General features: G+C 33.0%; 28 protein-coding genes and 1 riboswitch. Of the genes, 21 read left to right on the forward strand and 7 right to left on the reverse strand.

Going from position 1 to position 26,075, the window contains the following annotated elements; translation table 11 throughout:
• Nucleotides 1-105 precede the first annotated feature (105 nt).
• Entirely contained in the window at nt 106-816 is a 711-nt protein-coding gene (gene deoD / locus LQ677_RS06565) for a purine-nucleoside phosphorylase (RefSeq protein WP_025906394.1), read from the reverse strand.
• A 112-nt stretch (nt 817-928) separates the two neighbouring features.
• On the opposite strand from deoD, the gene LQ677_RS06570 reads away from it, so the two are divergent.
• The 5 genes from LQ677_RS06570 to LQ677_RS06590 all read left to right on the forward strand — a co-directional run bounded on the left by LQ677_RS06570 (nt 929) and on the right by LQ677_RS06590 (nt 5,579).
• Nucleotides 929-1,864 (forward strand): DNA-binding transcriptional repressor DeoR, encoded by a 936-nt coding sequence (locus tag LQ677_RS06570; RefSeq protein WP_107576502.1) that lies wholly within the window; start codon nt 929-931, stop codon nt 1,862-1,864.
• A gap of 84 nt (nt 1,865-1,948) precedes the next feature.
• Entirely contained in the window at nt 1,949-2,611 is a 663-nt protein-coding gene (deoC, locus tag LQ677_RS06575) for a deoxyribose-phosphate aldolase (protein WP_037589818.1), read from the forward strand.
• 119 nt (nt 2,612-2,730) lie between these two features.
• Nucleotides 2,731-4,032, forward strand: a complete 1,302-nt coding sequence (locus LQ677_RS06580; protein WP_037589816.1) for a pyrimidine-nucleoside phosphorylase — start codon at nt 2,731-2,733, stop codon at nt 4,030-4,032.
• Between the two features lie 11 nt (nt 4,033-4,043).
• A complete protein-coding gene (gene deoB / locus LQ677_RS06585) occupies nt 4,044-5,225 on the forward strand; it encodes a phosphopentomutase (RefSeq protein ID WP_239748181.1) in 1,182 nt (393 codons plus the stop codon).
• Between the two features lie 3 nt (nt 5,226-5,228).
• Nucleotides 5,229-5,579, forward strand: coding sequence for a DoxX family protein (locus tag LQ677_RS06590; protein ID WP_107576504.1), 351 nt, complete (start codon nt 5,229-5,231; stop codon nt 5,577-5,579).
• A gap of 484 nt (nt 5,580-6,063) precedes the next feature.
• Here the strand turns inward: LQ677_RS06590 and LQ677_RS06595 are convergent, their stop codons facing one another.
• Nucleotides 6,064-6,531: an S-ribosylhomocysteine lyase gene (locus LQ677_RS06595; protein WP_025904442.1), complete on the reverse strand. Its 468-nt coding sequence runs from the start codon at nt 6,529-6,531 to the stop codon at nt 6,064-6,066.
• A gap of 137 nt (nt 6,532-6,668) precedes the next feature.
• Here LQ677_RS06595 and LQ677_RS06600 point away from each other — a divergent pair, with 137 nt between their 5' ends.
• The 6 genes from LQ677_RS06600 to LQ677_RS06625 all read left to right on the forward strand — a co-directional run bounded on the left by LQ677_RS06600 (nt 6,669) and on the right by LQ677_RS06625 (nt 12,019).
• A complete protein-coding gene (locus LQ677_RS06600) occupies nt 6,669-7,211 on the forward strand; it encodes a GrpB family protein (RefSeq protein WP_025904443.1) in 543 nt (180 codons plus the stop codon).
• 43 nt (nt 7,212-7,254) lie between these two features.
• A riboswitch (SAM riboswitch) is annotated at nt 7,255-7,354 on the forward strand.
• Nucleotides 7,355-7,413: 59 nt separating this feature from the next.
• Nucleotides 7,414-8,601: a M20 family metallopeptidase gene (locus LQ677_RS06605; RefSeq protein WP_037589813.1), complete on the forward strand. Its 1,188-nt coding sequence runs from the start codon at nt 7,414-7,416 to the stop codon at nt 8,599-8,601.
• A complete protein-coding gene (gene ldmS, locus LQ677_RS06610) occupies nt 8,598-9,791 on the forward strand; it encodes an L-aspartate--L-methionine ligase LdmS (protein ID WP_196307588.1) in 1,194 nt (397 codons plus the stop codon). Before LQ677_RS06605 ends, ldmS begins: the two co-directional genes overlap by 4 nt.
• A 110-nt stretch (nt 9,792-9,901) precedes the next feature.
• Complete coding sequence (locus LQ677_RS06615) at nt 9,902-10,549, forward strand: DUF2750 domain-containing protein (RefSeq protein ID WP_224658883.1); 648 nt, start codon at nt 9,902-9,904, stop codon at nt 10,547-10,549.
• Between the two features lie 181 nt (nt 10,550-10,730).
• Nucleotides 10,731-11,495, forward strand: coding sequence for a hypothetical protein (locus LQ677_RS06620; protein ID WP_196307587.1), 765 nt, complete (start codon nt 10,731-10,733; stop codon nt 11,493-11,495).
• 2 nt (nt 11,496-11,497) lie between these two features.
• Entirely contained in the window at nt 11,498-12,019 is a 522-nt protein-coding gene (locus tag LQ677_RS06625) for a hypothetical protein (protein WP_239748182.1), read from the forward strand.
• Nucleotides 12,020-12,092: 73 nt separating this feature from the next.
• On the opposite strand, the gene LQ677_RS06630 is transcribed toward LQ677_RS06625, so the two are convergent.
• From LQ677_RS06630 to coaW, 3 genes are read right to left on the reverse strand one after another with little or no spacing between them, the layout of a single operon-like run.
• Nucleotides 12,093-12,863 (reverse strand): TrmB family transcriptional regulator, encoded by a 771-nt coding sequence (locus tag LQ677_RS06630; protein WP_107576511.1) that lies wholly within the window; start codon nt 12,861-12,863, stop codon nt 12,093-12,095.
• Nucleotides 12,864-12,874: 11 nt separating this feature from the next.
• A complete protein-coding gene (locus tag LQ677_RS06635) occupies nt 12,875-13,504 on the reverse strand; it encodes a pentapeptide repeat-containing protein (protein WP_239748183.1) in 630 nt (209 codons plus the stop codon).
• A gap of 18 nt (nt 13,505-13,522) precedes the next feature.
• Entirely contained in the window at nt 13,523-14,320 is a 798-nt protein-coding gene (gene coaW / locus LQ677_RS06640) for a type II pantothenate kinase (RefSeq protein WP_239748184.1), read from the reverse strand.
• A 150-nt stretch (nt 14,321-14,470) separates the two neighbouring features.
• Between coaW and LQ677_RS06645 the strand changes: the two genes are divergently transcribed.
• From LQ677_RS06645 to LQ677_RS06660, 4 genes are read left to right on the forward strand one after another with little or no spacing between them, the layout of a single operon-like run.
• A complete protein-coding gene (locus LQ677_RS06645; RefSeq protein WP_239748185.1) occupies nt 14,471-15,079 on the forward strand; it encodes a CDP-alcohol phosphatidyltransferase family protein in 609 nt (202 codons plus the stop codon).
• Nucleotides 15,076-16,014, forward strand: a complete 939-nt coding sequence (locus LQ677_RS06650) for a phosphatidate cytidylyltransferase (protein WP_025904453.1) — start codon at nt 15,076-15,078, stop codon at nt 16,012-16,014. The genes LQ677_RS06645 and LQ677_RS06650 overlap by 4 nt, the downstream gene beginning before the upstream one ends.
• A gap of 13 nt (nt 16,015-16,027) precedes the next feature.
• Nucleotides 16,028-16,657 (forward strand): lysophospholipid acyltransferase family protein, encoded by a 630-nt coding sequence (locus tag LQ677_RS06655; RefSeq protein WP_037589798.1) that lies wholly within the window; start codon nt 16,028-16,030, stop codon nt 16,655-16,657.
• On the forward strand, nt 16,651-17,187 hold the full coding sequence (locus LQ677_RS06660; RefSeq protein WP_239748186.1) for a YqaA family protein: 537 nt from the start codon (nt 16,651-16,653) through the stop codon (nt 17,185-17,187). Before LQ677_RS06655 ends, LQ677_RS06660 begins: the two co-directional genes overlap by 7 nt.
• Nucleotides 17,188-17,255: 68 nt before the next feature.
• On the opposite strand, the gene LQ677_RS06665 is transcribed toward LQ677_RS06660, so the two are convergent.
• A complete protein-coding gene (locus LQ677_RS06665; RefSeq protein ID WP_239748187.1) occupies nt 17,256-18,854 on the reverse strand; it encodes a BCCT family transporter in 1,599 nt (532 codons plus the stop codon).
• Between the two features lie 152 nt (nt 18,855-19,006).
• Here LQ677_RS06665 and LQ677_RS06670 point away from each other — a divergent pair, with 152 nt between their 5' ends.
• The 3 genes from LQ677_RS06670 to LQ677_RS06680 all read left to right on the forward strand — a co-directional run bounded on the left by LQ677_RS06670 (nt 19,007) and on the right by LQ677_RS06680 (nt 22,225).
• Nucleotides 19,007-19,867, forward strand: coding sequence for a GNAT family N-acetyltransferase (locus LQ677_RS06670; protein WP_162841896.1), 861 nt, complete (start codon nt 19,007-19,009; stop codon nt 19,865-19,867).
• 104 nt (nt 19,868-19,971) lie between these two features.
• Nucleotides 19,972-20,478, forward strand: a complete 507-nt coding sequence (rpoE, locus tag LQ677_RS06675) for a DNA-directed RNA polymerase subunit delta (RefSeq protein WP_239748188.1) — start codon at nt 19,972-19,974, stop codon at nt 20,476-20,478.
• A gap of 145 nt (nt 20,479-20,623) precedes the next feature.
• Nucleotides 20,624-22,225: a CTP synthase gene (locus LQ677_RS06680; RefSeq protein WP_025904459.1), complete on the forward strand. Its 1,602-nt coding sequence runs from the start codon at nt 20,624-20,626 to the stop codon at nt 22,223-22,225.
• A 416-nt stretch (nt 22,226-22,641) separates the two neighbouring features.
• Here the strand turns inward: LQ677_RS06680 and LQ677_RS06685 are convergent, their stop codons facing one another.
• Nucleotides 22,642-23,169 carry a DUF2529 family protein gene (locus tag LQ677_RS06685; protein ID WP_239748189.1) on the reverse strand — a complete coding sequence of 176 codons (528 nt, stop codon included), beginning with the start codon at nt 23,167-23,169 and terminating at the stop codon, nt 22,642-22,644.
• 60 nt (nt 23,170-23,229) lie between these two features.
• On the opposite strand from LQ677_RS06685, the gene LQ677_RS06690 reads away from it, so the two are divergent.
• The 3 genes from LQ677_RS06690 (at nt 23,230) to LQ677_RS06700 (ending at nt 26,057) form a co-directional block, all read left to right on the forward strand.
• Nucleotides 23,230-23,583 (forward strand): response regulator, encoded by a 354-nt coding sequence (locus tag LQ677_RS06690; protein ID WP_025904461.1) that lies wholly within the window; start codon nt 23,230-23,232, stop codon nt 23,581-23,583.
• 85 nt (nt 23,584-23,668) lie between these two features.
• Nucleotides 23,669-24,526 (forward strand): class IIb fructose-bisphosphate aldolase FdaB, encoded by an 858-nt coding sequence (gene fdaB / locus LQ677_RS06695; protein WP_025904462.1) that lies wholly within the window; start codon nt 23,669-23,671, stop codon nt 24,524-24,526.
• Between the two features lie 274 nt (nt 24,527-24,800).
• Entirely contained in the window at nt 24,801-26,057 is a 1,257-nt protein-coding gene (locus tag LQ677_RS06700) for a UDP-N-acetylglucosamine 1-carboxyvinyltransferase (protein ID WP_239748190.1), read from the forward strand.
• Nucleotides 26,058-26,075: the final 18 nt, after the last annotated feature.

Genomic DNA, 26,075 nt, shown 5'->3' on the forward strand with positions numbered 1-26,075 from the left:
CTAATTATCTAAATCCTGAAAACTAACGCAACCTATATTGCTCCTTCGCTTTCACAAATGAAAAGAGCTGAGACGGTCATGATCGTCTCAGCTCTCTTTTTATAATTATTCTGCGATTTCTAATGCAATTTCCATCATTTGTGTAAATGAATTTTGTCTTTCTTCTGCTGTTGTTGCTTCATCTCTTAATAAGTGGTCACTTACTGTGAAGATACCTAATGCTTTTTTACCAGCTGCTGCGGCATTTACATATAATCCTGCTGATTCCATTTCAACGCCTAAGATACCTAATCTTGCCCATTTGCTTGTTACTTCTGAGTCTGCATTATAGAAAATATCACTTGAGAAGATATTACCTACATGTGATGTTGCGCCGATTTCGTCAGCTTTGTTTTTAGCGCTTGCTACTAAACCGAAGTCTGCGATTGGTGCGAAGTAACCTGGTACGTTGAATTGATCAACATAACGAGAGTTTGTAGATGCACCTTGAGCGATAATAATATCGTATAAGTTGATATCTTCTTGCATAGCACCACATGATCCGATACGAATAATTGTGTCTACGTCAAAGAAATTATAAAGTTCATAAGAATAAATACCGATTGAAGCGATACCCATACCTGAACCCATAACAGATACTTCTTTACCTTTATAAGTTCCTGTGTAACCTAACATATTTCTAACATCGTTGAATTGTTCTACATTTTCTAAAAAGTTTTCAGCGATAAATTTAGCACGTAATGGATCCCCCGGCATTAGTACTGTTTTTGCGATTTTTACACCATTTGGTTGAATATGTGGTGTTCCTTGAGTCATAACTATCTTCTCCTTTAAATAAAATAAAAGTTTTTTCATCTTAAAGATAACATTTGTTTAAATTTTTTGCGAATTTTTGTACGATAAGAGTGAAAGAAAGTGGTGAATAGGGATGGATTTACAAAAGAACAAGGATAGTATCAAGATTGCAAAGCTTTATTATCAAGAAGGTTTGAGCCAAGAAGCGATTGCGAAAAAGTTAAATATTTCAAGACCAACGATATCAAGATTATTGAATCATGCTAAAAATCAAGGCTTTGTTACGATTAAAATTGATGACCCTTATCAAGATGCAGAAAGTTTAGCTTCACTTATAAAAGCGAAATACAATTTAAAAGATTGTGTTGTTGAACATGCATCTTATAACGATTATTCAAATATTCAAACGGCAATTGGTAAAAAGACTGCTGAATATTTAAATAAAATTGTGAAAAACGGGGATAATATTGGTATAAGTTGGGGTAAAACGATGTATCAAGTTTCTCAATATCTAGAACAAAGTCATTTTAATGATATTGGTATTATCCAGTTGAAGGGTGGCATTAGTTTTTCAGATGTTGATACGAGAAGTCATCAAATTCTAGAAAGATTTGCTCAAGCTTATAATGCGACACCGAGAGATTTACCGTTACCCGTTATTTTTGATGTAAAAGAAGTTAAAGATATGGTTGAAAAAGACCGACATATTAAATCCATACTCGATCAAGGTAGACAAGTTGATGTTGCGATTTTTACTGTAGGAACAGTAAGAGATTCTGCCCTATTATTTAAACTTGGATTTTTGAGTGAAGAAGAAAAAGACCGACTTAAAAAATCAGCAGTAGGAGATATTTGTTCAAGATTTTATAATAGCAAAGGTGAAGTAGCAGACGAAGCTATTAATAATCGTACAATAGGTATTGATCTTGATGCGTTGAAAGGCATAGAACATTCAGTATTAGTTGCTGGAGGTGAGCATAAAGTCGCTTCTATTAGAGGTGCACTTGAAGGTAAATTGAGTAATATTTTAATTACAGATCAATACACTGCACAGGCGTTATTAGATTAGTGAACAATATTTCAGTTATCGTTTTACAAATGTTCAACAACGTTATATAATAGAGTTAATCAAAAAATATTAGGAGGATTCAACATGTCATTAGCTAAATATATCGATCACACAGCACTAAAACCAGATACGACTTTGGAACAAATTGATGCTTTATTAAGTGAAGCGAAAGAATATGGATTCAAATCAGTATGTGTCAATCCTACACACGTTGCACATGCCAAGAAAGCTTTAGAAGGGTCAGATGTACTTGTATGTACAGTAATCGGATTCCCTCTTGGAGCTAACACAAGTGAAGTTAAAGCATTTGAAACAGAAGATGCAATTAAAAAAGGTGCTCAAGAAGTAGATATGGTTATCAACATTGGCGCATTAAAAGACGGCAGAGATGAAGATGTTAAAAAAGATATCGAAAGTGTTGTTTCAGCAGCTAACGGTGTAACAACTAAAGTTATCATTGAAACTTCATTATTAACAGATGCTGAAAAAGTGAGAGCATGTGAACTTGCTGTTGCAGCAGGTGCTGATTTTGTTAAAACTTCAACAGGATTTTCAACTGGTGGTGCAACTGCAGAAGATATTAAATTAATGCGTGAAACAGTTGGTCCTGATTTAGGCGTAAAAGCTTCTGGCGGTATCCGTTCATACGAAGATGTTAAAACAATGATAGATAATGGTGCAACACGTATCGGTGCTTCAGCAGGCGTTAAAATTTTAAAAGGTGAAGCGTCAGATTCAGATTACTAAAAATTAATGGTACTTGAAATAGTACCTTTAATTTTTCAAATTAAGGGTACTTGAAATAGTACCTTTAATTTTTCAAATTAAGGTAAGCGTATTCATACAAAAATTGGAGGGTATTAACGATGAGAATGGTTGATGTAATTGCAAAGAAACGTGACGGGAAAGAATTAACGAAAGAAGAAATTGAATTTTTTGTTAAAGGATATACTGCAGGCGATATTCCGGATTACCAAGCGTCTAGTTTAGCAATGGCTATATATTTTCAAGATATGACAGATGAAGAACGTGCAAACTTAACAATGGCTATGGTTGAATCAGGCGATCAAATTGATTTATCTGAAATTGAAGGTATTAAAGTTGATAAGCACTCTACAGGTGGCGTAGGTGATACAACAACACTTGTGCTAGCGCCTTTAGTAGCAGCATTAGACGTACCAGTCGCAAAAATGAGTGGACGTGGTTTAGGTCATACAGGTGGTACAATCGATAAACTTGAAGCGGTTGAAGGTTTCCATGTTGAAATCAGTGAGCAAGAATTTATCGACCTAGTGAACAAAGATAAAGTAGCTGTAATCGGTCAAACAGGTAACTTAACACCTGCAGATAAAAAGCTTTATGGCTTACGAGATGTTACAGGTACAGTCAATTCAATTCCATTAATTGCATCTTCAATTATGAGTAAGAAAATTGCAGCAGGTGCAGATGCGATTGTCTTAGATGTTAAGACTGGTGCAGGTGCATTTATGAAGACGATTGAAGATTCTGAGTTACTTGCGCATGCAATGGTAAAAATCGGGAATAATGTAGGTAGAAATACAATGGCAATTATTTCTGATATGAGCCAACCTTTAGGAAGAGCAATTGGTAATGGCTTAGAAGTGAAAGAAGCGATTGAAACATTAAAAGGCGAAGGTCCAGAAGATTTAACTGAACTTGTATTAACTTTAGGTTCTCAAATGGTTGTATTAGCTAAGAAAGCTGAAACTTTAGATGAAGCGAGAGAAAAACTTTTAGAAGTGATTCAAAATGGTAAAGCATTAGAAAAATTCAAAGTATTCCTTGAAAATCAAGGTGGAGACGGTTCTGTAGTAGATGACGTTACGAAGTTACCACAAGCTCAATATACTTTTGAAGTTAAAGCTGAAACTTCAGGTTATGTATCACACATCGTTGCAGATGAAATTGGTGTTGCTTCAATGCTTTTAGGTGCAGGTAGAGCAACAAAGGATGATATAATTGACTTGGCAGTTGGTTTAGTATTAAATAAAAAAGTTGGCGATAAAGTTGAAGCGGGTGAATCGTTAGTAACGATTTACGCAAATCAAGAAGATGTTAAAGATGTAGAAGCTAAAATTTTAGAAAACATCACAATTTCTGACGAACAAGTTAAACCAACATTAATTCATAAAGTGATTACAGATTAGGAGTGTGTCAAATGACAAACCGATTTAAACGTATTCATTTAATCGTAATGGATTCAGTAGGTATTGGTGAAGCACCAGATGCTAAAGCATTCGGTGATGAAGGTTCTCATACATTAAAACATACACTTGAAGGTTTTAATGAAACATTACCAAACTTAGAAAAGTTAGGTTTAGGTAATATTGCAGACTTACCAGTAGTTCAAAAAGTATCAAATCCAGAAGCATTCTATACTAAATTAAGTGAAGCTTCAGTTGGTAAAGATACAATGACAGGACATTGGGAAATCATGGGTCTAAATATTGATAAACCTTTTAAAGTATATCCAGAAGGTTTTCCAGAAGAATTGGTGAAAGAAATTGAATCAATCACTGGTAGAAAAGTTGTTGCAAATAAACCAGCATCAGGTACTGCAATTATCGATGAATATGGTAAGCATCAAATGGAAACTGGAGATTTAATTGTATATACATCTGCAGATCCAGTGCTACAAATTGCAGCACATGAAGATATTATTCCTTTAGAAGAATTATATGATATTTGTGAGAAAGTAAGAGAGCTTACGAAAGATCCTAAATATCTAATAGGAAGAATTATTGCACGTCCATACGTTGGCGAGCCAGGTAACTTCACGAGAACATCAAACAGACATGACTATGCATTGAAACCATTTGGTAAAACAGTTATGAATACATTAAAAGATGCGGATTACGATGTCATTGCAATCGGTAAAATTAATGACATTTACGATGGTGAAGGTGTTACGAAAGCTATTAGAACGAAAGACAACATGGACGGTATGGATCAATTAATCGATGTTGTAAAAAGTGATTTCACTGGAATCAGCTTCTTAAACTTAGTTGATTTTGATGCATTATATGGTCATAGAAGAGATAAAGAAGGATACGCACAAGCTATTAAAGACTTTGATAACCGATTAGAAGATTTACAAGCAGTATTAAATGAAGATGACTTAGTTATTATTACAGCAGACCACGGTAACGATCCTACTGCTCCAGGAACAGATCATACACGTGAATATGTACCATTATTAATGTATAGTCCAAGCATTAAAGAATATCATGAACTATCAGGTGATGATACATTTAGTTCAATTGGTGCAACAATTGCAGATAACTTTAATGTGACGTTACCTGAATTCGGTAAAAGCTATTTAAATGAGATGGGGAATTAAGTAATGAATATAGTTAGACGATTATTTGGAATAGGATTTTCATTTGCAGGTGTGATGCATTTCGTGAGATCAGAAGGTTTTGAAGCAATCGTTCCAAACTATTTACCATTTAAAAAAGCAATTGTTTGGATAACAGGCGTGATGGAAATCGTATTTGGTATCATGTTAATTATCAAAAAGCCAAGTAGCTTAATGAAAAAATTAATCGAATGGTTCTTAGTAGCTGTATTTCCAGCGAATGTTTATATGGCGCAAAAGAACATCCCATTAAACGGTAAACAATTACCAAAATGGGCGTTGTGGGGTAGATTACCACTACAATATGTGATGATTAAATTAGTAAGAAAAATGTAATTTTTATAAGAGAGAGTTTGGGATATCGTATCCCAAACTCTTTTTTAATTTGTGGGTGAGCGTGATGGAGGGAATAGATGAATATTATGTTGGGGGAGTTGGGTGTTAGGTGTCGTTATTAGCAAGTTTGGCTGAAGGTGCAAATACTGGGTGCGTTATTAGCAAGTTTGGTAAGAAGTGCAAATAGTGGGTGCGTTATTAGCAGTTTTGGAGAGAAGTGCAAATAAGGAGCTCCTTGTTTACAGTTCAGCCGAGATTTGTAATTAAGGCGGCCCATAGTAACACTTCGGGCGAGTTTTGTAACTAAGGCGGCCCATAGTAACACTTCAGGCGAGTTTTGTAACTAACACCCCCGTTATGAACAAGTTTGAGCGAAAGTGTTCATAAGACCCCCGTTATGAACAAGTTTGGGCAGAAGTGTTCACAACGGCCAGCGCCATTCCAACATAAAAAAGCCCAGGACATGAATCCTGGGCTTTCCTTATTAATCTTCTTTAAAGATATTTTTCCAATTATCGCGTTCTGCTAAAAATTCAGTTGCTAGTTGTTGTGCGCCTTCTAATGAATGGCTTGCTGCCCATCCGCATTGTACTTCGTTACATGCTGGGACTTCTGTTGCTTGTTCTACGTCTTTAAGTGTTGCTTCTAATATAGCAAGTACGTCATCATAATCGTCATGATTGATGAATGAAGCATAAAATCCTGTTTGACATCCCATTGGACTTACGTCTACCACTTTGTCTGTATGGTTTCTAATGTTCTCAGCCATTAAATGTTCTAAGGAATGTAATGCAGGCATTTCCATATGTTCTTTGTTAGGTTGTTTAAATCGAATATCATATTTATGAATAACATCACCATTTAGTCCTTCTTTGATTCCCGCAAGTCTCACAAATGGTGCGTCTACTATCGTATGATCTAAATTAAAACTTTCTACATTCATTTTTGTCATGAAGATTCCTCCTTTGATTTCGGCATCATTATATCAAGTTAATTTTGAAAAAACAATCAATTCAGATTTCTTTTACTTTCTTTCTATGTTACTTTATAAGATAATATTAATAAATTATTCTGAAATTAGGTGATGAGATGGAGCGTTTACGTGTAGTCCCTTACGACAGTATATGGCAACACCTTTTTCTTGAAGAGAAAAAATATTTACAGTCGTTATTGAAAGAACATAGTATCAGCATTGAACATATAGGATCAACGGCTATTCCTGGATTATCTGCGAAGCCGATTATAGATATATTAATAGTTGTCAAAGATAGTAAATCGATTGATGAATTTACACATGAATTATCAGCTTTAGGATATGAGTCTAAAGGAGAACGTGGTGTTATCGGTAATCGATATTTCAAAAAATATGATCATTACGGTGCAGTTTCTCACCATTTACATATTTATGATGAAGGTAGCCCACATATTTTAAGATTATTGTCCTTTAGAGATTATTTAAGAGCTTTTAATGGAGAAAGAGAAAGATATAGTCGTCTCAAGCATGACTTAGTCATTGAATTTCCTGATGACAGTGAACAGTACTATAAAGGAAAAGACAGCATGATTAAAGAATTCGAGAAAAAAGCAGAAAAATGGTACTTAAATTCCAATGATATTGCAACAAATCATTGACATATCCGAGTTAGACAGTTAGAATTAAATTCAAATTTCATACGAATTATCAAGAGAGACTGAGGGAAGGGCCCGATGAAGTCCAGCAACCTCCCATAATGGAAAGGTGCCAATTCCTACAGTTTGTTACTGGAAGATAAAAGAACGATTGGCGCACTCCTTACAAAGTAGTGCGCTTTTATATTGGAAAGGTGAATCATTAATGAGTAACTTATCGCAAAATATTATTAATTATATAGAACAAAATAGACATTTATATTTATCAATGAGTCATCAAATTCATGAGCGTCCTGAGTTAGGAAATGAAGAAGTATTTGCATCACGATTATTAAGCGATCAATTAAAGAGTCATCATTTTAAGATAGAGAAGAATATTGCGAAACATCCAACAGGTTTCATTGCAACGTATGACTCAGGAAAAGAAGGTCCAACTATTGCATATTTAGCAGAATATGATGCATTACCAGGTCTCGGTCATGCGTGTGGTCATAATATTATTGGGACATCAAGTGTGTTAGCAGGTATCAGTTTGTCTAAAGTGATTGATCAAGTCGGAGGAAAAGTTGTCGTATTAGGTTGTCCTGCTGAGGAAGGGGGTATTAATGGTAGTGCAAAAGCAACTTATGTGAAAGCTGGTATTATCGATAATATTGATATTGCACTAATGGTCCATCCTGGCCATGAGACGTACGTGACAGTGCCTTCATTAGCTGTAGATGTATTTGATGTTAAATTCTATGGACGAAGCGCTCATGCCTCTGAAAATGCTTTTGAAGCGGTTAATGCGTTAGATGCTATGTTATCTTTCTTTAATGGGGTGAGCATGTTAAGACAACAAATTAAAAAGACAGATAAAGTGCATGGTGTCATATTAAATGGTGGTGAGGCAGCGAATATTATTCCTGACTTTACTCATGCACGTTTCTACACGCGAGCTACTTCACGTAAAGAATTAGATATCCTTACTGATAAAGTGAGAAAAATAGCTGAAGGGGCAGCTATACAAACAGGCGGTACATATGAATTAAGACCCATCCAAAATGGTGTGAATGAATTCGTAATTAATAAGCCACTAGACGAATTATTTAGAAAGCATGCTGAACAAGTTGGGGAAGAAGTCATTGATGACGATTTTGGTTTTGGTTCTACAGATACGGGGAATGTAAGTCATATCGTACCGACTATACATCCACACATTAAAATTGGACCCTCTAATTTAGTCGGTCATACGAAAGAATTTTGCCAAGCTGCTGCAAGTACAAAGGGTGATAAGGCATTAATTAACGGTGCGAAAATATTGGCATCAATGGGATTAGAACTTATAGAGAATGTATCCCTTAGAAATGAAATCATTGAGCATCATCAAACATTAAGGGAGAACTTGTTATGAACAAAGAATATAGGAAACCACTCAATTTAACGTTAAGAGATTTATATGAAGAAGGTATTGTATATAATGCAAGACCTTCTTATGAAGATAATCCTTGGTTAAAAGCTGAAGAAGCACAATCTAATTTTTTAACAGCAAGAGAAATGATTATTAGTAACATGCCCATGATTGTTCATGAAGCATGTTTAACAGATAATGTTAAACGAATTTTAAAATTAGTAAATGTGGATATTCCGAGCAATATATATACTTTTAAAGATAGAACGCAATATGAACATTTACTACAACAGTTAACAGCTGACAATAAAAAAATATTCTTCCAATACATACATGGTCAACATTTATGTAAAGACGATGAATATGCCGTTTATAAACCTAAATTTATAGATTTAAACAATAAATCTAAAATTGAACAATGGACGGGTGGTAAATATTTACCGAAACGTGAAATTGTTAAAGCTGAAGAATTTGAAGCAGCTATTCAAAACTGGGATTTACCATTAGTCATTAAACCGGGAGACGAATTACCTACAGCAGGTGGGTATGGTGTAATGATTTGTTATAATGAAGCGGATTTAAAGAAAGCAACAAATAGAATTAAAGAAGCCACAGATACAAAATACATTATCATCGAACAATTTATTGAAGAAATTGAGAATTATTGCGTTCAATACGTATATAGTGAAAAGACGGGTATACAATATATAGGTGCAGTAAAACAGCTTACAGATGAATATGGCTTCTACAATGGTAATGTGAATTCAAATCATGTACCTCAAAGTGTTATAGATGCTGGGTATGAAATTATGAAAAATGGTGTTGAGCATGGTTATAAAGGTGTATCAGGGTTTGATCTTCTCGTAGATAAAAACCATGACGTATATGCGATTGATTTAAACTTTAGACAAAATGGTTCAACAAGTATGTTATTACTTAAAGATCGACTGCATGAAGGTTTTCATAAATTTCTAAGTTATCATTCAAAAGGAGATAACACGCATTTCATCAATACAATAGAACAATTCATCAAAAATGGCTACCTCTATCCACTTGCATACTATGATGGTGACTATTTCGGTAAAGACAACGTAAAATCAAGATTTGTTGGAATTTGGCATGCAGAAACTGAAGAAAAGGCATTAGAACAAGAGCAACTTTTTCTAGATGCATTAAGTAGTCTAAATAAATAAAAAATTTTTTACAATTTAACTTCTTTTATATTGACTTATACCTAATACGTATAATATATTTTATTGGGATTAAATATAAAGAAAAGGGTGGTAGAATGGCTATCCAGGATATGTCTAAATTTAAACAAATATTAACAAAAGAAAGATTTTATGTTGTGCTGAATGACCGTAAAATCTTAAGAGACGGCGATACTGATTTTCGTCTTATTTGGTCAACGAAAGAAAGTGCAGAGTCATATTTGAAATCGTATGAAATTACTAAATACGATAAAATTATGGAGTTAGATTTAGATAGATTTGTTACATATGAAATGGATGATATCCTTGATGAAGGTGATCAATTCATTGTGGACAAATCAGCAGAAGATAACGGAATAAAAGTAGAAGCAATTCCATTCATAGAAGAAATCATGAGTGAACTAGATGATATCCGAATAGATGAATTTGCAGAAGACATTTGTAACGAAAACTATGTTTACGGGTTAACAGTTAAAGGACAAAAACAATTCATTATCGTATCAGAAGAAGATGCAAGTCTACCAAACATGATGACAGTATGGAGTACACGCAAATTAGCAGAAAAAGTACATCGTGATGACTTTGAAGAATACGATATTATTGAAGTAGAAACAGAAGTCTTTGAAGAATGGTTAGAAGACTTGAAACAAGAAGACATCGCATTAGGCATCAACTTAAAATCAGGCATGATCGGTACAGTAACAGATCCAAAAGCCATTTTAAACGCAATGCCTTGTTAAATTATTAAATAAATAATTGTAATTACAAAAGACGCTCGCTATAAAGCAAGCGTCTTTTTTTGTCTTTCGAATTAATTGCAATTAATTAATAATATAATATTATTCGATTGTTGTAAAAATACTAACTGGAGGTTATAATAAATCAAAAAATGGTAAATTATAGTAATTGGAGGCGATTGATATGCTTAAGCACTTAAAATTAATCATTTATAAATGGCAATTTATAATTTCTTTTCTACTTTTATGTTCAATATCCATTATTCATTTGTGGAATGTCAAAATAGAGCATGGAGAACATCAACTACTAGAGTATACGCCTTACACAGAAAATATCATGATTAATGGTGGCTCATTATTATCTATTTTATATGTATGGATTATGCCATTGCTCATTTCAATTGGCGTTAGTACGTTATTTTATAAACTAAATTTGAAATCAAAGTTTAAAACATTAATTTATTCGAGTGTTGTATCGTTTATCATGGTAACTATACCACTTTTAATAAATTTTTTAGGAATGTTTATGATTTTACCGAATATAAAACCTGATATTGTATTTAAACAATTCGGTGGCATTTTTTCAGATAATCCAATGATCATTTCTATGTATTATGATTATCCAACAATATTTATATTATCGTTAATTGTGTTTGTAGGTTTATGGGGCATAGTAACAAACGTATTCTCAATATCATTACTATTATATTTTGGTGAGAAGGTTATTGTTAAGTTCATACCTTTCATTCTTCAAACACTATTTTATGCAATCACAGAATTCATGATAGTCGATATAATTGTATCGCCTATACATTTCTTATTAATATCATATGGTATATATAATTCACAATTTTTACCGAGTTTATTCTGTATATCGATTTATCTTGTATTGATTACATACATATATAGATTAAGCAGCGAAGAAAAAGTCATCAAAGTAGGTGAATAACTATGAAAAAAACACTCATCATTACCGTTTTAGTCGTTCTATTTTTAAGTATTGGTTCAGTAGGGTACCATCAATATGTAAAGGCAAATGAAAAATTTACAGATTACGAATTAAAAAAAGAGGAGATTCAATTAAATCATAATCATGAAATAAGTGTAGGCAAGTTAAAAATCAGTAATTTAGATGCGTATACTGTTAGTAATGAAATAACAATAGATATGGATATGACGATTTTAAAAAATAAAGGATCAAAATATGAATTTGAAAAAAACATAGATGGAGCTTTCATTTTACTTGTTGATGATTTATATGATACAAGTAGCGGAAAATATGAATTGAAAAATAGTAAATATAAAACAGCTAGTGAGACTTATGATAAATACGAAGCTCGTTTAAGTTTTAGCACTAACCTTGATAATATTAAAGGTAAACATAAATTGGAAGTCGTTTATCTCGACCGTGATGGTCATAAGTTGAAAAAATTATATTTGCCGATTCGTGTTGACGGTGGGAAGATTGTTTGATACATTATTAGTAACTACTAAGGTAGTTACTACATCCCAACGTAGTAAAATCATTTATCCCAAATAATAACCCTTAAGAGAAAAAGGTTTTTCTCTTAAGGGTTATTTCGTCTTCTATATCTTCTTCAAATTTACTAATATATTTATTGACTAAAACGTCATGCCAAATGTAATCTTTCATCATTTTTATTTGCGTGTGGTCATAACTGATATAAGCACGCATATTTGATTCTGCTGTTTGCCCGTAAATCATGTGTTCATCGTCTACGATTACGACAAATGGTTTAAGTGCTAATGAACTTTTGACGTAGTTTGTATAACGGTGATTAATGAGATCATAGCCGGGTTGGTCGACTTGGAATGTAATTCCTTGAATATGGATATCTTCTGAGACATGATTTGTTAAGATGTCATATAGGTCTGGCCATATTGAAACGGTGATTTGTCTTTTAGCTTGTTTAATAGCAGATGTTACGGCATCGATGATTGTTGATTCATTTGTTAAGACTTCTATTTGAATAGGTGCATTGTCTGTTACGATATTTAATTTATTGATTTCTTGTTCGAGTTGAAGGAGTTCTTCATTTTGCTTTTTTTCAAATAGTTGAATGGTTTGTTTTGGTGATAGGGCATAGTAGTATTTCTTTTGGTCTTGTAAATTGAAATAAGCGAGTCCTTGTTCATCAAGTTTATTGAGCGCTTCATAAATTTTTGAACGTGGTACGCTTGATATTTCACTAAGTTTATAAGCTGTTATGCCTGGATTTTGAACAAGGGCGATATAAGCTTTAGAGCCATATTCACTTAATCCAAAGCGTTTTAAAATGTCTATCATTTGATTCATAGTGTCACCTTCTAGTTTGATGTTACGTTAACCCCGAATAACGGAAGTATATCATAAGCTTGATATTCAGAAACTGTTGCACCTTTTAAGTCATTAGGTTGTACAACAAGTTGTTCGATTTTATTGGATGATAAATCAATGTCTTTTAATGATGTTTCAACAACTTCAAGAGATTCTAATGCACATCTTTCAATTGCGACAGATTTTTGAGTACAGAATGAAAGGTAAGTTTCTGACATTTGATTATCGTTAAATACAACGTGATCTAAGTTACAATTTTGAAATTGACTCATTTTTAACTGACAATTAGAAAATTGTACATGCTTGAGTTTAACGTCTGTAAAATTAGCACCAATCATACGACAATCTTTGAAGTGCACTCTATTAAGAGAAGCTTCACTGAATATACAGTTTGAAAGGTCGCATCCTTTAAATATAATATCTAATCCGTGAATTTTAGTGAAATCAACAGATTCAAATGTACATTGATTGAAATACATTGTATCGATTTGACTCGTTTCTTCATCTAATTGAATCAATGCTTTATCAAAGTACAAGTCATATGAAGACTGATAGAGTGTTACGTCTTTTTCTTCTTCATATTCAAAATCATTGTGTAGTTTAGGTTCTATAATTTTCATATTAATACTCCTTAATGTTTAACAATATATTGAACCGAGCGCTCCTGAATATTCACCATTTTCAATGAAGTATGGTTTTAGACCTCTTAAAATCGTGTAATCAACGACGATATTTTTGAGTAGTTCATTTTTAACAAATGAAGATCCTATAAACACAACGTTTTCTGTATTATACTGTCTTGCGGCATGAATGGATACGGTTGTGACTGTTTCTCCTACAATACCCATTACAGCTGCTAATCGATCAGCATTTGGAAATGTATCGTTCATATGTTGTAATACATGTCCAAAGTTAGCAGCAGTTAATTCTCCAGAAATAGGGGTGTTATCACCTTTATAAATATGTTTAACTTTTAAATCTATTTTATCTCGATCCCCATTTAAAGCTGTTTGAACAAGTTCGTCATAATCGCTAATTTGAGTCAGTAAATAACTTAAACCTTGTATCATACCGCCACCAGCTCCTGTACCGCCTGCACGTTCTTGATGATCAGTAGTAGCATAATGGATAGAAGTACCAGTACCGACATTCGAGAATATATATGTTTCAAGGTCTATATTGTTTTCTTTTAAAAATATTTGAATCCCTTTATAAGTCGCATCAAATTCAATACTACGTTTCGCTTGATGTTTAATGCATGAGTCTAAGTATTGTGCTTTACCACCTGTAATCGATACTTCAACATCATCTAATTGATTTAACCAATCTGCAACTTGATCAATGTCAGTTGCTAACCATTTTTGATACGTTCTTTCATTATTTAATTCAGTTACGACTTTAATTAAAGTACCACCTGCATCAATACCAATTTTCACACGAACACCTCATCTAGAAAAGTAAATAATTATCGTTATTATACTATAAAAAATTGTATATGATAAATTAATGATTTTTAGAAATATATTGTAAAAATTGTATAATTACATGATAAGATGATAACAAGTATAAATGAGGGAGGTTATATTTTGATTAGCATATACGAAATAAAACCGAAATTTCAGCAACTATTAATGCCTATCGTTGACTGGATGAGAAAAATCGGTATGACCCCAAATCAAGTTACAATATTAGCACTACTGCTCTCTATCGTAACGGGAATTATTATAAGTATATTTCATGAAAACAAATGGATTTATATTTTAATGCCTATCGTGATGTTTGTGAGAATGGCTTTAAATGCAATTGATGGTGTAATGGCAAAAAAATATCAAATGAAATCTCATTTAGGGTTATTGTTGAATGAATTAGGGGATGTTATAAGTGATTTATTTCTATTTATACCATTCGTGTTTATTGCTGAAGATTATGGAATAGGTATTTTGTTGTTTATCAGTTTATCAATCATAAGTGAAATGGCTGGTGTAACTGTTCAAGTGATAGGTAGTTCAAGAAGATATGATGGTCCGATGGGTAAAAGTGACCGAGCATTTATTGTAGGTTTCATCAGTTTCTTGATTTTTGTTCATTTAAATATCATTCCTTATTTACATTTTGTGTTCTATGTTTGTTCAATACTCATGTTAATCAATATTTATAATCGAATAACAAAAGGGTTAAAGGAGGTTAAATCATGAACTTAGGGAAGATATCTTCAGAAATGCTGATTGTTATGATTGGGGTATTTATCGTACTCGTATTATCCAGTTTGATTAGTATTTATTTAACCAAACGATATCCTGAAAAAGACTTCACTGAAATTAGATTGAGAATTAAATCATGGTGGAGTATGTGTATTATCTTTACAATCGCCTTAGTTATTCATTCTACTGTGTCATTGATTTTTCTTGGCTTACTTTGTTTTTTAGCCTTGAAAGAGTATTTTTCTTTAATCCCTACAAATCGTAGTCATAGAGCTGTATTATTCTGGGCGTACTTATCTATACCAATTCAATTTACATTTATCTATTTTGGATTTTATGGAATGTTTATTATTTTTATTCCGGTATATATGTTCTTATTTATACCAATACAAGCAATATTGATAGGCGAAACAAAAGGGTTTTTACAATCAATGGGATCTGTACAATGGGGTATGATGCTGATGGTGTTTAGTTTAAGTCATTTAGCATACTTAATTGTCTTACCTGGCGAAAAAAGTTCAGTACCCGGTGCGAGCCTTGTTTTATTTTTAGTTATATTAACGCAAGCAAATGATGTCTTTCAATTTCTGTTTGGTAAAGCATTTGGTAAACATAAAATTGTACCTAAAGTAAGTCCAAACAAGACTTGGGAAGGTTTTGTTGGAGGGATTATTTCAACGACAATTCTATCGTTATGTTTAGCACCATTATTAACGCCATTCACATTATTAGGCATGATTGTAGCAGGTTTATATATTAGTATTATGGGATTTGTGGGAGATGTGAATATTTCAGCTTTAAAAAGAGATTTAAATATTAAAGATACTTCTCAAACAATACCCGGTCATGGCGGTATTTTGGATAGAGTAGATTCTTTAACGTACACAGCGCCACTCTTCTTCCACTTTGTAAGGTTCTTTTACTTTTAAGGGGTGAACCGATATGTTAAGACTCATTATATTTACATGTATCATTAAGCCAATTATTTTAATTGTTCTAGGATTAAATATACGTAGACGAGAATGGTTACCTAAAAAAGGTCCTATCGTGATTATTGCCAATCATAATTCACATTTAGATACACTTGTACTACTTTCATTGTTTCAAGGAGAAGGGTTTAAGAAAGCACGACCTGTAGCTGCAGGTGATTATTTTCTAAAAAACAAACTATTAAAATGGTTTTCTATGAATATTATGAGAATTATACCAATAGAGCGAAAAATGACGCGAGATATTAAAGGATTATTTGAACCAATTGTAGATGCTTTAGATGAGGGCAGTATTATCATCTTGTATCCGGAGGGAAGTAGAGGCGAACCTGAAAAGTTATCAAAATATAAATCCGGAATTTATTATTTAATGAGAGAACGACCAGACATTCCGATACAACCTTTGTTTCTACATGGGTTAGGCAAATCATTACCGAAAGGCTCAAAACTATTTGTACCATTCTTTGTTGATATTTTTGTAGGACGTCCATTTTTATTTAATGAGAATAGAAAAGTATTTATGGATGAGCTTAATGAACGAATGAATGAACTCAGAAATGAAGGTGATTTTAAAGAATGGTAATCATATTTATATGGGCTTTTCTTGAAGCGATTGTATTCTTTATTATCCCTGATGTAGCTTTAACTTATTATGCAATTATACAAAAAAGTAAATTTAAATTATTATGTGCAAATTTGATTGCAATTATAGGTGCAGTTCTAGGTGGTATCATCGTTTACATTATTTCAATTCAACATTTGAACTTTGTTGAAATGATCATGGTTAAGATTCCTGGTATTCATCCTTATATGATAGAACATGTGATACATTCATTAGAAGATAAAGGAGTGCTCGGATTAATAGAAGCACCATTGTTTGGTGTTCCATATAAACTTTATGCAATGATGAGCTATCACGAAGGTATATCTTTTATTGTATTTATACTCGTAAGTTTCATTGCAAGACTTTTGAGATTTATCTTAACGAGCTATCTGGCATATGTACTCAGTCATATAGTGTTTAAAAACGTTAATCGATATATCAAAATATTACTATGGTTAATCGTTTGGATAATCGTCTATTGGGTATATTTTTCGATACATGCGTTTTAGTTTATGAAAATAAGACAATCAAAAAGGCACCATTCATTGATTTAAACAATGAATGGTGCCTATTTTAATTATTTTTCTTCTTCTTCACGTTCTTCTAATGACTTGGAGAAATCTGTGTCGTCATCTATATAAGTCATTTTGAAATGTTTAGATGGTTCTCTACGTAATGCTTTCATAATAGAGAACATCATTAAGAATAGTATAAATGCGAATGGTAGGCCGGCCACGACAGAAGCGGTTTGTAAACTTTCTAAACCACCTGCTAATGTCATGGCAACTGAAATGGCACCAATTAATGTTCCCCAAACTAATTTATACTTGAATGGCGGTACGATTGAACCTTTATCAGACATACTTGATAAGATAAAAGTAGTTGAATCCGCACTTGTAACAAGGAACAAGAAGATTAATATTATTGCTAGAATACTTGTTGCTTCGTAAAATGGGAAGTTTGATAATAGGGAGAATAGTGCAACTGTATAATCTCCTTTAACATCTTCCGCAATAGAAGCACCTTTATTAATAACTAAATACATGGCCGTTCCACCGAAAGTGGCAATCCAACTAAATGAAATAAGTGGTGGAATAATTAACACGCCAATTACAAATTCTCTTATCGTTCTACCTCTTGATACTCTGGCTACAAATCCTCCGATAAATGGAGACCAAGCAATAACCCATGCCCAATAGAACACAGTCCATTGTTGAATCCAAGAATTGTCGCCTTCATAAGGATTTAATCTTAAACTATATTGTACAAAGTTTGTAATATAGTCACCTATAGCAACTGTAAATGTTTCAAATATAAATTGTGTCGGTCCTAAAATAAGTATAAATATAAGTAAAGAAAAACAAATAAATATGTTAGCATTACTTAGCCATTTAACACCTTTATTAAGACCTGATGCTGCTGATCCAAGAAATAGTAAAGTCATAATAACGGTGATGATAATTTTAGTCCAATTATTATTAGGAATATCAAAAACATGATGAAGTCCGCCACCAATTTGCATTATTCCTAGACCAATTGATGTTGCAATACCCATGACAGTTGCGACTATCGCTAAGATATCGATAACATTTCTGAATGGTTTCTTATAAGTTTCACCGAATACAGGTTCCATTGCTGTAGATATTAAACCGTCTCTTCTTTTTCTAAATTGGAAGTAAGCTACGATAAGCCCTGCCATTGCAAAGATAGACCATTGTGAAATGCCCCAATGGAAGAATGTATATCCCATAGCAAGTCGAGCTGATTCTAATGTAGAGCCATCTACTTCATTTGGAAGTGGTGATTTTAAGTAATGTGTCATTGGTTCAGCAACGCCCCAGAATACAATCCCGACACCGAGACCAGCAGAGAATAACATGCCGACCCATGATATAAATGAGAATTCTGGTTCTTCGTCGTCTCTACCGAGTTTAAATCGACCAAACCTCGTTATAGCTAATCCGAGTAAAAAGATATCTAAAACGAATACGATGATTAAGAATAACCATCCAGTACTGTTCGATATAAATGTATATAATATATTAGCGTATTTACCAAAACCTTTTGGGAAAATCCCAGCAGTTAAAGTTACTAATAATATAATAGACATAGATACCCAAAATACTAATGTTGTCTTATTATTTTGCCTGTCTGTATTTTCTTTTGACTGTTTCATTAATATCCCCCTTTAAATTATGCAGTCTTAATTCTATTACCCTCATCCAAATCAAACTAACATGTGTACGATAATTACGTTTTATAAGGTTCTTAATTGCGCAATGAATGTAAAATTCGTTATGATATATATAAACAAACGGGGGGATATCAATCATGAAAGCTAAATCATTCGGTGAAATCGTCATTAAACCATTTGAAGAACATATGAGAACGGCACTATATGATTTTGAATTAAACGAACGACAACAAATTTATTCTTCATTGCCTAAAGAAGTGTTGGATGGTGCTATCGAAGATCCTGATAGAAGACCTAATGTTGTTGTAAACGATCAAGACGACATAGTTGGTTTCTTTGTATTGCATAAGTATTATCAACATGAAGGTTACGATACACCGCATAATGTTGTATATATACGTTCATTATCAATTAATGAAAAGTATCAAGGAAATGGGTATGGCACAACTATAATGATGAATTTACCTGAGTACGTTCAACATGTGTTCCCTGATTTTGATCATTTATATTTAGTAGTAGATGCTGAAAATGAGGCAGCATGGAATTTATATGAAAGAGCTGGCTTTATGCATACAGCTACAAAAGAAGAAGGTCCATTAGGTAAAGAACGTTTATATTATTTAGATTTAGATTCAAAATATGTATCTTCATTGAAACTTGTATTAAATGAAGATGATTTAGATAATGAATTTGTCGATATACATTTAATGAAAGATAATCAAAAAGTAGGTATCATCGTATTAGAAGATAAAGATCACTATTTTGATATTCGTAGTATAGAAGTTGAAGAAGACGAAAGAAAAGAAGGTATTGCAGAGAGTGCTTTAAGACAGTTAAGTACTTTTGTTAGAAGAAGGTTTGAAGATAAGAAAGAAATACACATCACTTTATTCGGTTCAAACAATAAATTGAAACCTTTATGTGAGAAAGCAAGATTTGTAGAAATACAAAAATCTGAGGACTATATTAAACTCATGAAATATATTAAGTATTAACTAACATTTGCTAAAAATCATCTTGTCAATTATAATCGTAAACTGTTATGATTATAAATATTAATGTGCGACAATAGTTCGATTGTTGAAAGGAAGAGTAAAGCATGAAATTAAAAGATTTCACAAAAGAAATGGTAGATGAGCATTCATTTATCGAAATGGCTTATATTTTATTAACAGAGAACGGTAAAGAAACAAACTTATATGATATGATAGACGAATTCAAAAGCTTAGGTAATTATAATGATTCAGAAATTGAGAACCGTATTTTACAATTTTATACGGACTTAAATACTGATGGACGCTTCTTAAGTGTGGGTGAGAATATTTGGGGACTTCGTGACTGGTATTCAGTTGACGATATCGAAGAAAAAATCGCACCAACAATTCAAAAATTCAACGTTCTAGACGAAGACGATGAAGCTGATTCAGAAATTTCATTATTAGGGGAAGAAGATAAATCTAAAGATTTTGATATTACAATTGATCAAGATGATGAAGAAGGTTTAAATGATCCTGAAGACCCTGAAGATGAAGATGTAGAAGATGAATTAGATGAAGCTGGACTTGTTGTAGACGAAGAAGACGAAGATGAGGAAGACGAATTTTAATTGACTTTTCTTTAAAAGATGGTAATATTTTATTTGGGCTCCTTTAAATAGGACAATCGTATAAATATAGCGCTCCCTCCTTACATTTTAATTAATGTAAGTGGGAGCGTTTTTTATTTTTTAAAAAATAAATGGAGGTACAAACATGACAAAGTTCATTTTCGTAACAGGTGGCGTAGTATCGTCTCTTGGTAAAGGTATTACAGCAGCATCACTAGGGAGATTACTTAAAAATAGAGGATTAAATGTAACAATTCAAAAGTTCGACCCATACTTAAATGTTGATCCAGGTACAATGAGTCCATATCAACACGGTGAAGTTTTTGTAACTGAAGATGGTGCAGAAACAGACTTAGACTTAGGACATTATGAAAGATTTATTGATATTAACCTTAATAAATATTCAAATGTAACGGCAGGTAAAGTTTATTCTCACGTACTTAAAAAAGAAAGACGTGGAGATTTCTTAGGTGGTACTGTCCAAGTTATCCCACATATTACAAATGAAATTAAATCAAGATTATTAATGGCTGGCGAAAGTACAAATGCTGATGTTGTTATTACTGAAATTGGTGGTACAACTGGTGATATTGAATCTTTACCATTTATAGAAGCAATTAGACAAATCAAGAGTGATCTTGGTCGTGAAAACGTTATGTACATCCATTGTACGTTACTTCCATACATTAAAGCTGCTGGTGAAATGAAGACTAAACCAACACAACATAGTGTTAAAGAATTAAGAGGTTTAGGTATTCAACCAGATTTAATTGTGGTACGTACTGAATATGAAATGACTCAAGATTTAAGAGATAAAATTGCATTATTCTGTGACATTAACAAACGTGCAGTCATTGAATGTAGAGATGCTGATACGTTATATCAAATTCCATTAGCTTTAAAAGAACAACATATGGATGATATCGTCATTGAAAGATTAGATTTAGAAGCTGCACCAGAAGCGGAATTAACAGAGTGGAACCAATTATTAGACACTGTACGTAATTTAGAAGGTTCAGTGAAAATTGGTTTAGTAGGTAAATATGTTAGTTTACAAGATGCATACTTATCAGTTGCAGAAGCATTAAAACATGCTGGTTATGATTTTAAATCAGATGTTGAAATTAAATGGATTGATTCTGAAAAATTAAACGAAACAAACTATCAAAAAGAACTTGCAGATGTAGATGGTATTTTAGTACCTGGCGGATTCGGAGATAGAGGTGTAGAAGGTAAGATATTAGCCATTCAATATGCACGTGAAAACAATGTACCATACTTAGGTATTTGTTTAGGTATGCAATTAGCAACAGTTGAATTTGCTAGAAACGTAGTTGGATTAAACGATGCACATTCAGCAGAATTAGATCCAAACACACCATACCCAATTATCGATTTATTACCAGAACAAAAAGACATCGAAGATTTAGGCGGCACATTAAGATTAGGTGTTTACCCATGTAAAATTGAAGAAGGTACAATTGCACATAAAGTCTATGGTGAATTAGAAGTAGACGAAAGACACCGTCACCGTTATGAATTTAATAACGAATATCGCGAAAGACTAGAAGAAAAAGGCATGAAATTCTCAGGCACAAGCCCAGATGGTAGATTAGTAGAAATCGTAGAATTAGAAAATCACCCATGGTTTGTAGCATGTCAATTCCATCCAGAATTCTTATCTAGACCAACACGTCCACAAAAATTATTCAGAGGATTTGTAGAAGCAAGTATTCAAAATAAATAATATATAAAGCGCCCTTTATCCTAATACTTTTTCAAGTATTTAAGATAGAGGGCGCTTTTTTATGAATATGTGTGTGGGATATTAAGTGCTGCGTTGTGAACACTTTTGGGTAAACTTGTTCGTAACGGGTGTGTTGTGAACACTTTTCGCCAAACTTGTTTATAACGGGTGCGTTGTGAACACTTTTCGCCAAACTTGTTCGTAACGGGTGCGTTGTGAACACTTTTCGCCAAACTTGTTCATAACGGGTGCGTTAATTACAAAAGTCGGCAGAAGTGTAACTAAGGCGGCCCATAGTAACAAAAGTCGGCGGAATTGTAACTAAGGAGGCCCATAATTACAAAACTCATAAGAAGTGTAACTAAAACCTCCATTATCCACCAACTCATAAAACGCAAACCCACTATCTACTATTACTAAATTTCTTCATTTAAATCTTGTGTAATCTCGTGCATTTCAGCAAACATGATATAATATATATAATTTAAAGCCATAAGATGTGGGGTAATAATTTTACTGTAATCAGCGGTTGGAACGATTGCTCTTGGTGTTGCTAAGTCAATATAATGCATGAGTGATTCGTGTGTTTTATTGTCTTTATCTTTGTTGGCTATTACGACAAAATCTATATCGTGGTCGTTTAATTTTGTAATCCATTCGTTGAGTTCTTCAGTAAAGGAAGTTCCGGCTAATAATACGCGGTCAGTAGAGTCGATCTTTTCGATTTCATCTAAAGTATTGAGTGTTTCTGCATGTGGTAAGCTTTCGTTACCCTCAGTCATAAATGTTTGGAAATGATTGATTTCATCGAAAGTTTTGATGCGTATTTTGCCTTCACCGTTTGCTGCTTGCATAAGCAGTTGTGATGCAATTTCAATTTCTTCAATTTGGGCATCTATTTTACTAAATATGCCGTTTAATTGTGTATTAAAAATTTTAAGCAATTTGTATTCTCCTTATTAACGTCATTAAATTTATTTTATAGAAAAAGTGGGGTATCTTCAATGGATGTACTTATTATAGATGATGAAAAGAATATTAGACAATTACTAAAAGAAATTATGGAATTAAATCAATTCAATGTAGATACTGCAAAAAATGGAGCTGAGGGTATTGAATTATTTCATAAAAATACTTATAAATTGATTTTTATAGATAAAAGAATGCCTGGAATTTCTGGTGAAGAAGTATTTGCCGAAATTAGAAAATCTGATAAAAATATTCCGGTTTATATCATTTCAGCATTTCAATCATCTACCGAGTTAGAAGTTTTAAAAAAAGGAAATATTACAGGCGTGCTAATGAAGCCGTTTACAATTGAAGAAGTTATGAAAATTGTAAGAAAACATTTAGGATAGGGCTTTCAAAAGGTGCATATATTCACAAAGTTTGATATAATAATCTTGTAAATAATTCGTGCCTTGCACATTAGGAGGAAACTCAATGCCTTTAGTTTCAATGAAAGAAATGTTAATTAAAGCAAAAGAAAATGGTTATGCTGTTGGTCAATACAACATCAATAACTTAGAATTTACACAAGCTATTCTTCAAGCTTCACAAGAAGAAAATGCGCCTGTTATCCTTGGTGTATCTGAAGGAGCTGGACGTTATATTGGTGGTTTCAAAACTGTCGTTAAAATCGTTGAAGGTTTAATTGAAGATTACAACATTACAATTCCAGTTGCTATTCACCTTGACCACGGTTCAAGTTTCGAAAAATGTAAAGAAGCTATCGATGCTGGATTCACTTCAGTAATGATCGATGCATCTCATCACCCATTCGAAGAAAACATCGAAATTACTTCTAAAGTAGTTGAATATGCTCATGCTAACGGTGTTTCTGTTGAAGCTGAATTAGGAACTGTTGGTGGACAAGAAGATGACGTAGTTGCAGAAGGCGTTATCTATGCTGATCCTAAAGAATGTCAAGAATTAGTTGAAAGAACTGGTATTGATACTTTAGCACCTGCATTAGGTTCAGTACACGGACCTTACAAAGGTGAACCAAACTTAGGTTTCAAAGAAATGGAAGAAATCGGTGCTTCAACTGGTTTACCATTAGTATTACACGGTGGTACTGGTATCCCAACTCACGATATCAAAAAAGCTATCACTTTCGGTACAGCTAAAATCAACGTTAACACTGAAAACCAAATCGCATCTGCTAAAGCAGTTCGTGAAGTGTTAAACAACGACAGCGAAGTTTACGATCCACGTAAATACTTAGGACCTGCTCGTGAAGCAATTAAAGCAACTGTTAAAGGTAAAATCCAAGAATTTGGTACTTCTAACCAAGCTTAATTTTATTTAAATTCAAACTACTACAAGCATCGTGCTTGTAGTAGTTTTTTCTGTTTTTAAAGATAAATTGAATATTTATTCAATACGTTTACTCAATTTATTTTAATGTCAAAAATTTAAAATTTGATACTTCTTTCGTAGTAAATTATGTCATTTCTATTTACTTTTTATGTTTTTGCGTTTATCTTATTGAATAGTATATAATGGAAATAATTATCTATTCATGTTGAGAGAGTATGCATTCTCTAAGACGATGAAGTAAAGGAGTAAACATATGTCTCAAGAAGTTATAAAAATAAATGGTGGCAAAAAATTAAATGGTAAAGTGCAAATAAGCGGTGCTAAAAATAGTGCAGTTGCACTTATTCCAGCAAGTTTAATGGCGAATGATGTTGTGACATTAGATGGACTACCAGATATTTCAGATGTCAAAACTTTAATGAGCCTACTTGGTGATTTAAATATTAAAACAGAATTAAATGGTGATCAGCTTGTCGTTGATTCAAGCGATGCAGTGAATCTACCTTTACCTAACAATAAAGTACAATCTTTAAGAGCATCTTATTATATGATGGGGGCTATGCTCGGACGTTTTAAAAAATGTGTGATTGGTTTACCTGGTGGCTGTCCTTTAGGCCCTAGACCAATTGACCAACATATTAAAGGTTTTGAAGCACTAGGTGCAAAAGTAACAAACGAACAAGGTGCGATGTATTTAATAGCTGAAGAATTAGTTGGCGCTAAAATATTTATGGATGTTGTGAGTGTTGGTGCAACGATCAATATTATGTTGGCAGCTTCTTTAGCAAAAGGTAAAACAGTAATTGAAAACGCAGCGAAAGAACCTGAAATTGTTGATGTTGCGACATTATTAAATAATATGGGCGCTAAAATTAGAGGTGCAGGTACAGATACATTGAAAATTGAAGGTGTAGAATCCTTGCACGGTACGAAACATACAATTATTCCTGATAGAATAGAAGCAGGTACATACATGTGTGCAGCAGCAGCCATGGGTGAAGAAGTGTACATCGAAAATATCATTCCTTTACATTTAGAACCATTAATCGCTAAATTAAGAGAAATGGGCACTGAAATCGATTTAGGTGAAGATTCAGTTGTTATTAAAGGTAAAGACGAATATAAACCAGTTGATATACAAACTGCAGTTTATCCTGGCTTTGCAACAGATTTACAACAACCATTTACACCTTTATTATTAAAAGCAAATGGTCAAAGTAAAATAACAGAAACGATTTATCCTGCAAGATTTAAACACGTTGATGAATTGATCAGAATGGGTGCAAATGTGAATTTAGAAAATGGCACAGCTATTTATTATCCATCTCAATTGACAGGTGCAAGTGTAGCAGCGAGTGATTTAAGAGCAGGTGCATCTTTATTAATTGCTGGATTAATGTCTGAAGGCGTTACAACGGTTTATAATGTGAAGCATATTCATAGAGGATACAGCGGAATTGTTGAAAAATTAAAAGTACTAGGTGCTGATATTTGGACTGAAACCGTATAACAAGTATAAATTATATAC

The organism is Mammaliicoccus sp. Q-M61 (assembly GCF_022386055.1).
GTDB classification, from domain to species: Bacteria; Bacillota; Bacilli; order Staphylococcales; family Staphylococcaceae; genus Mammaliicoccus; species Mammaliicoccus sciuri_A.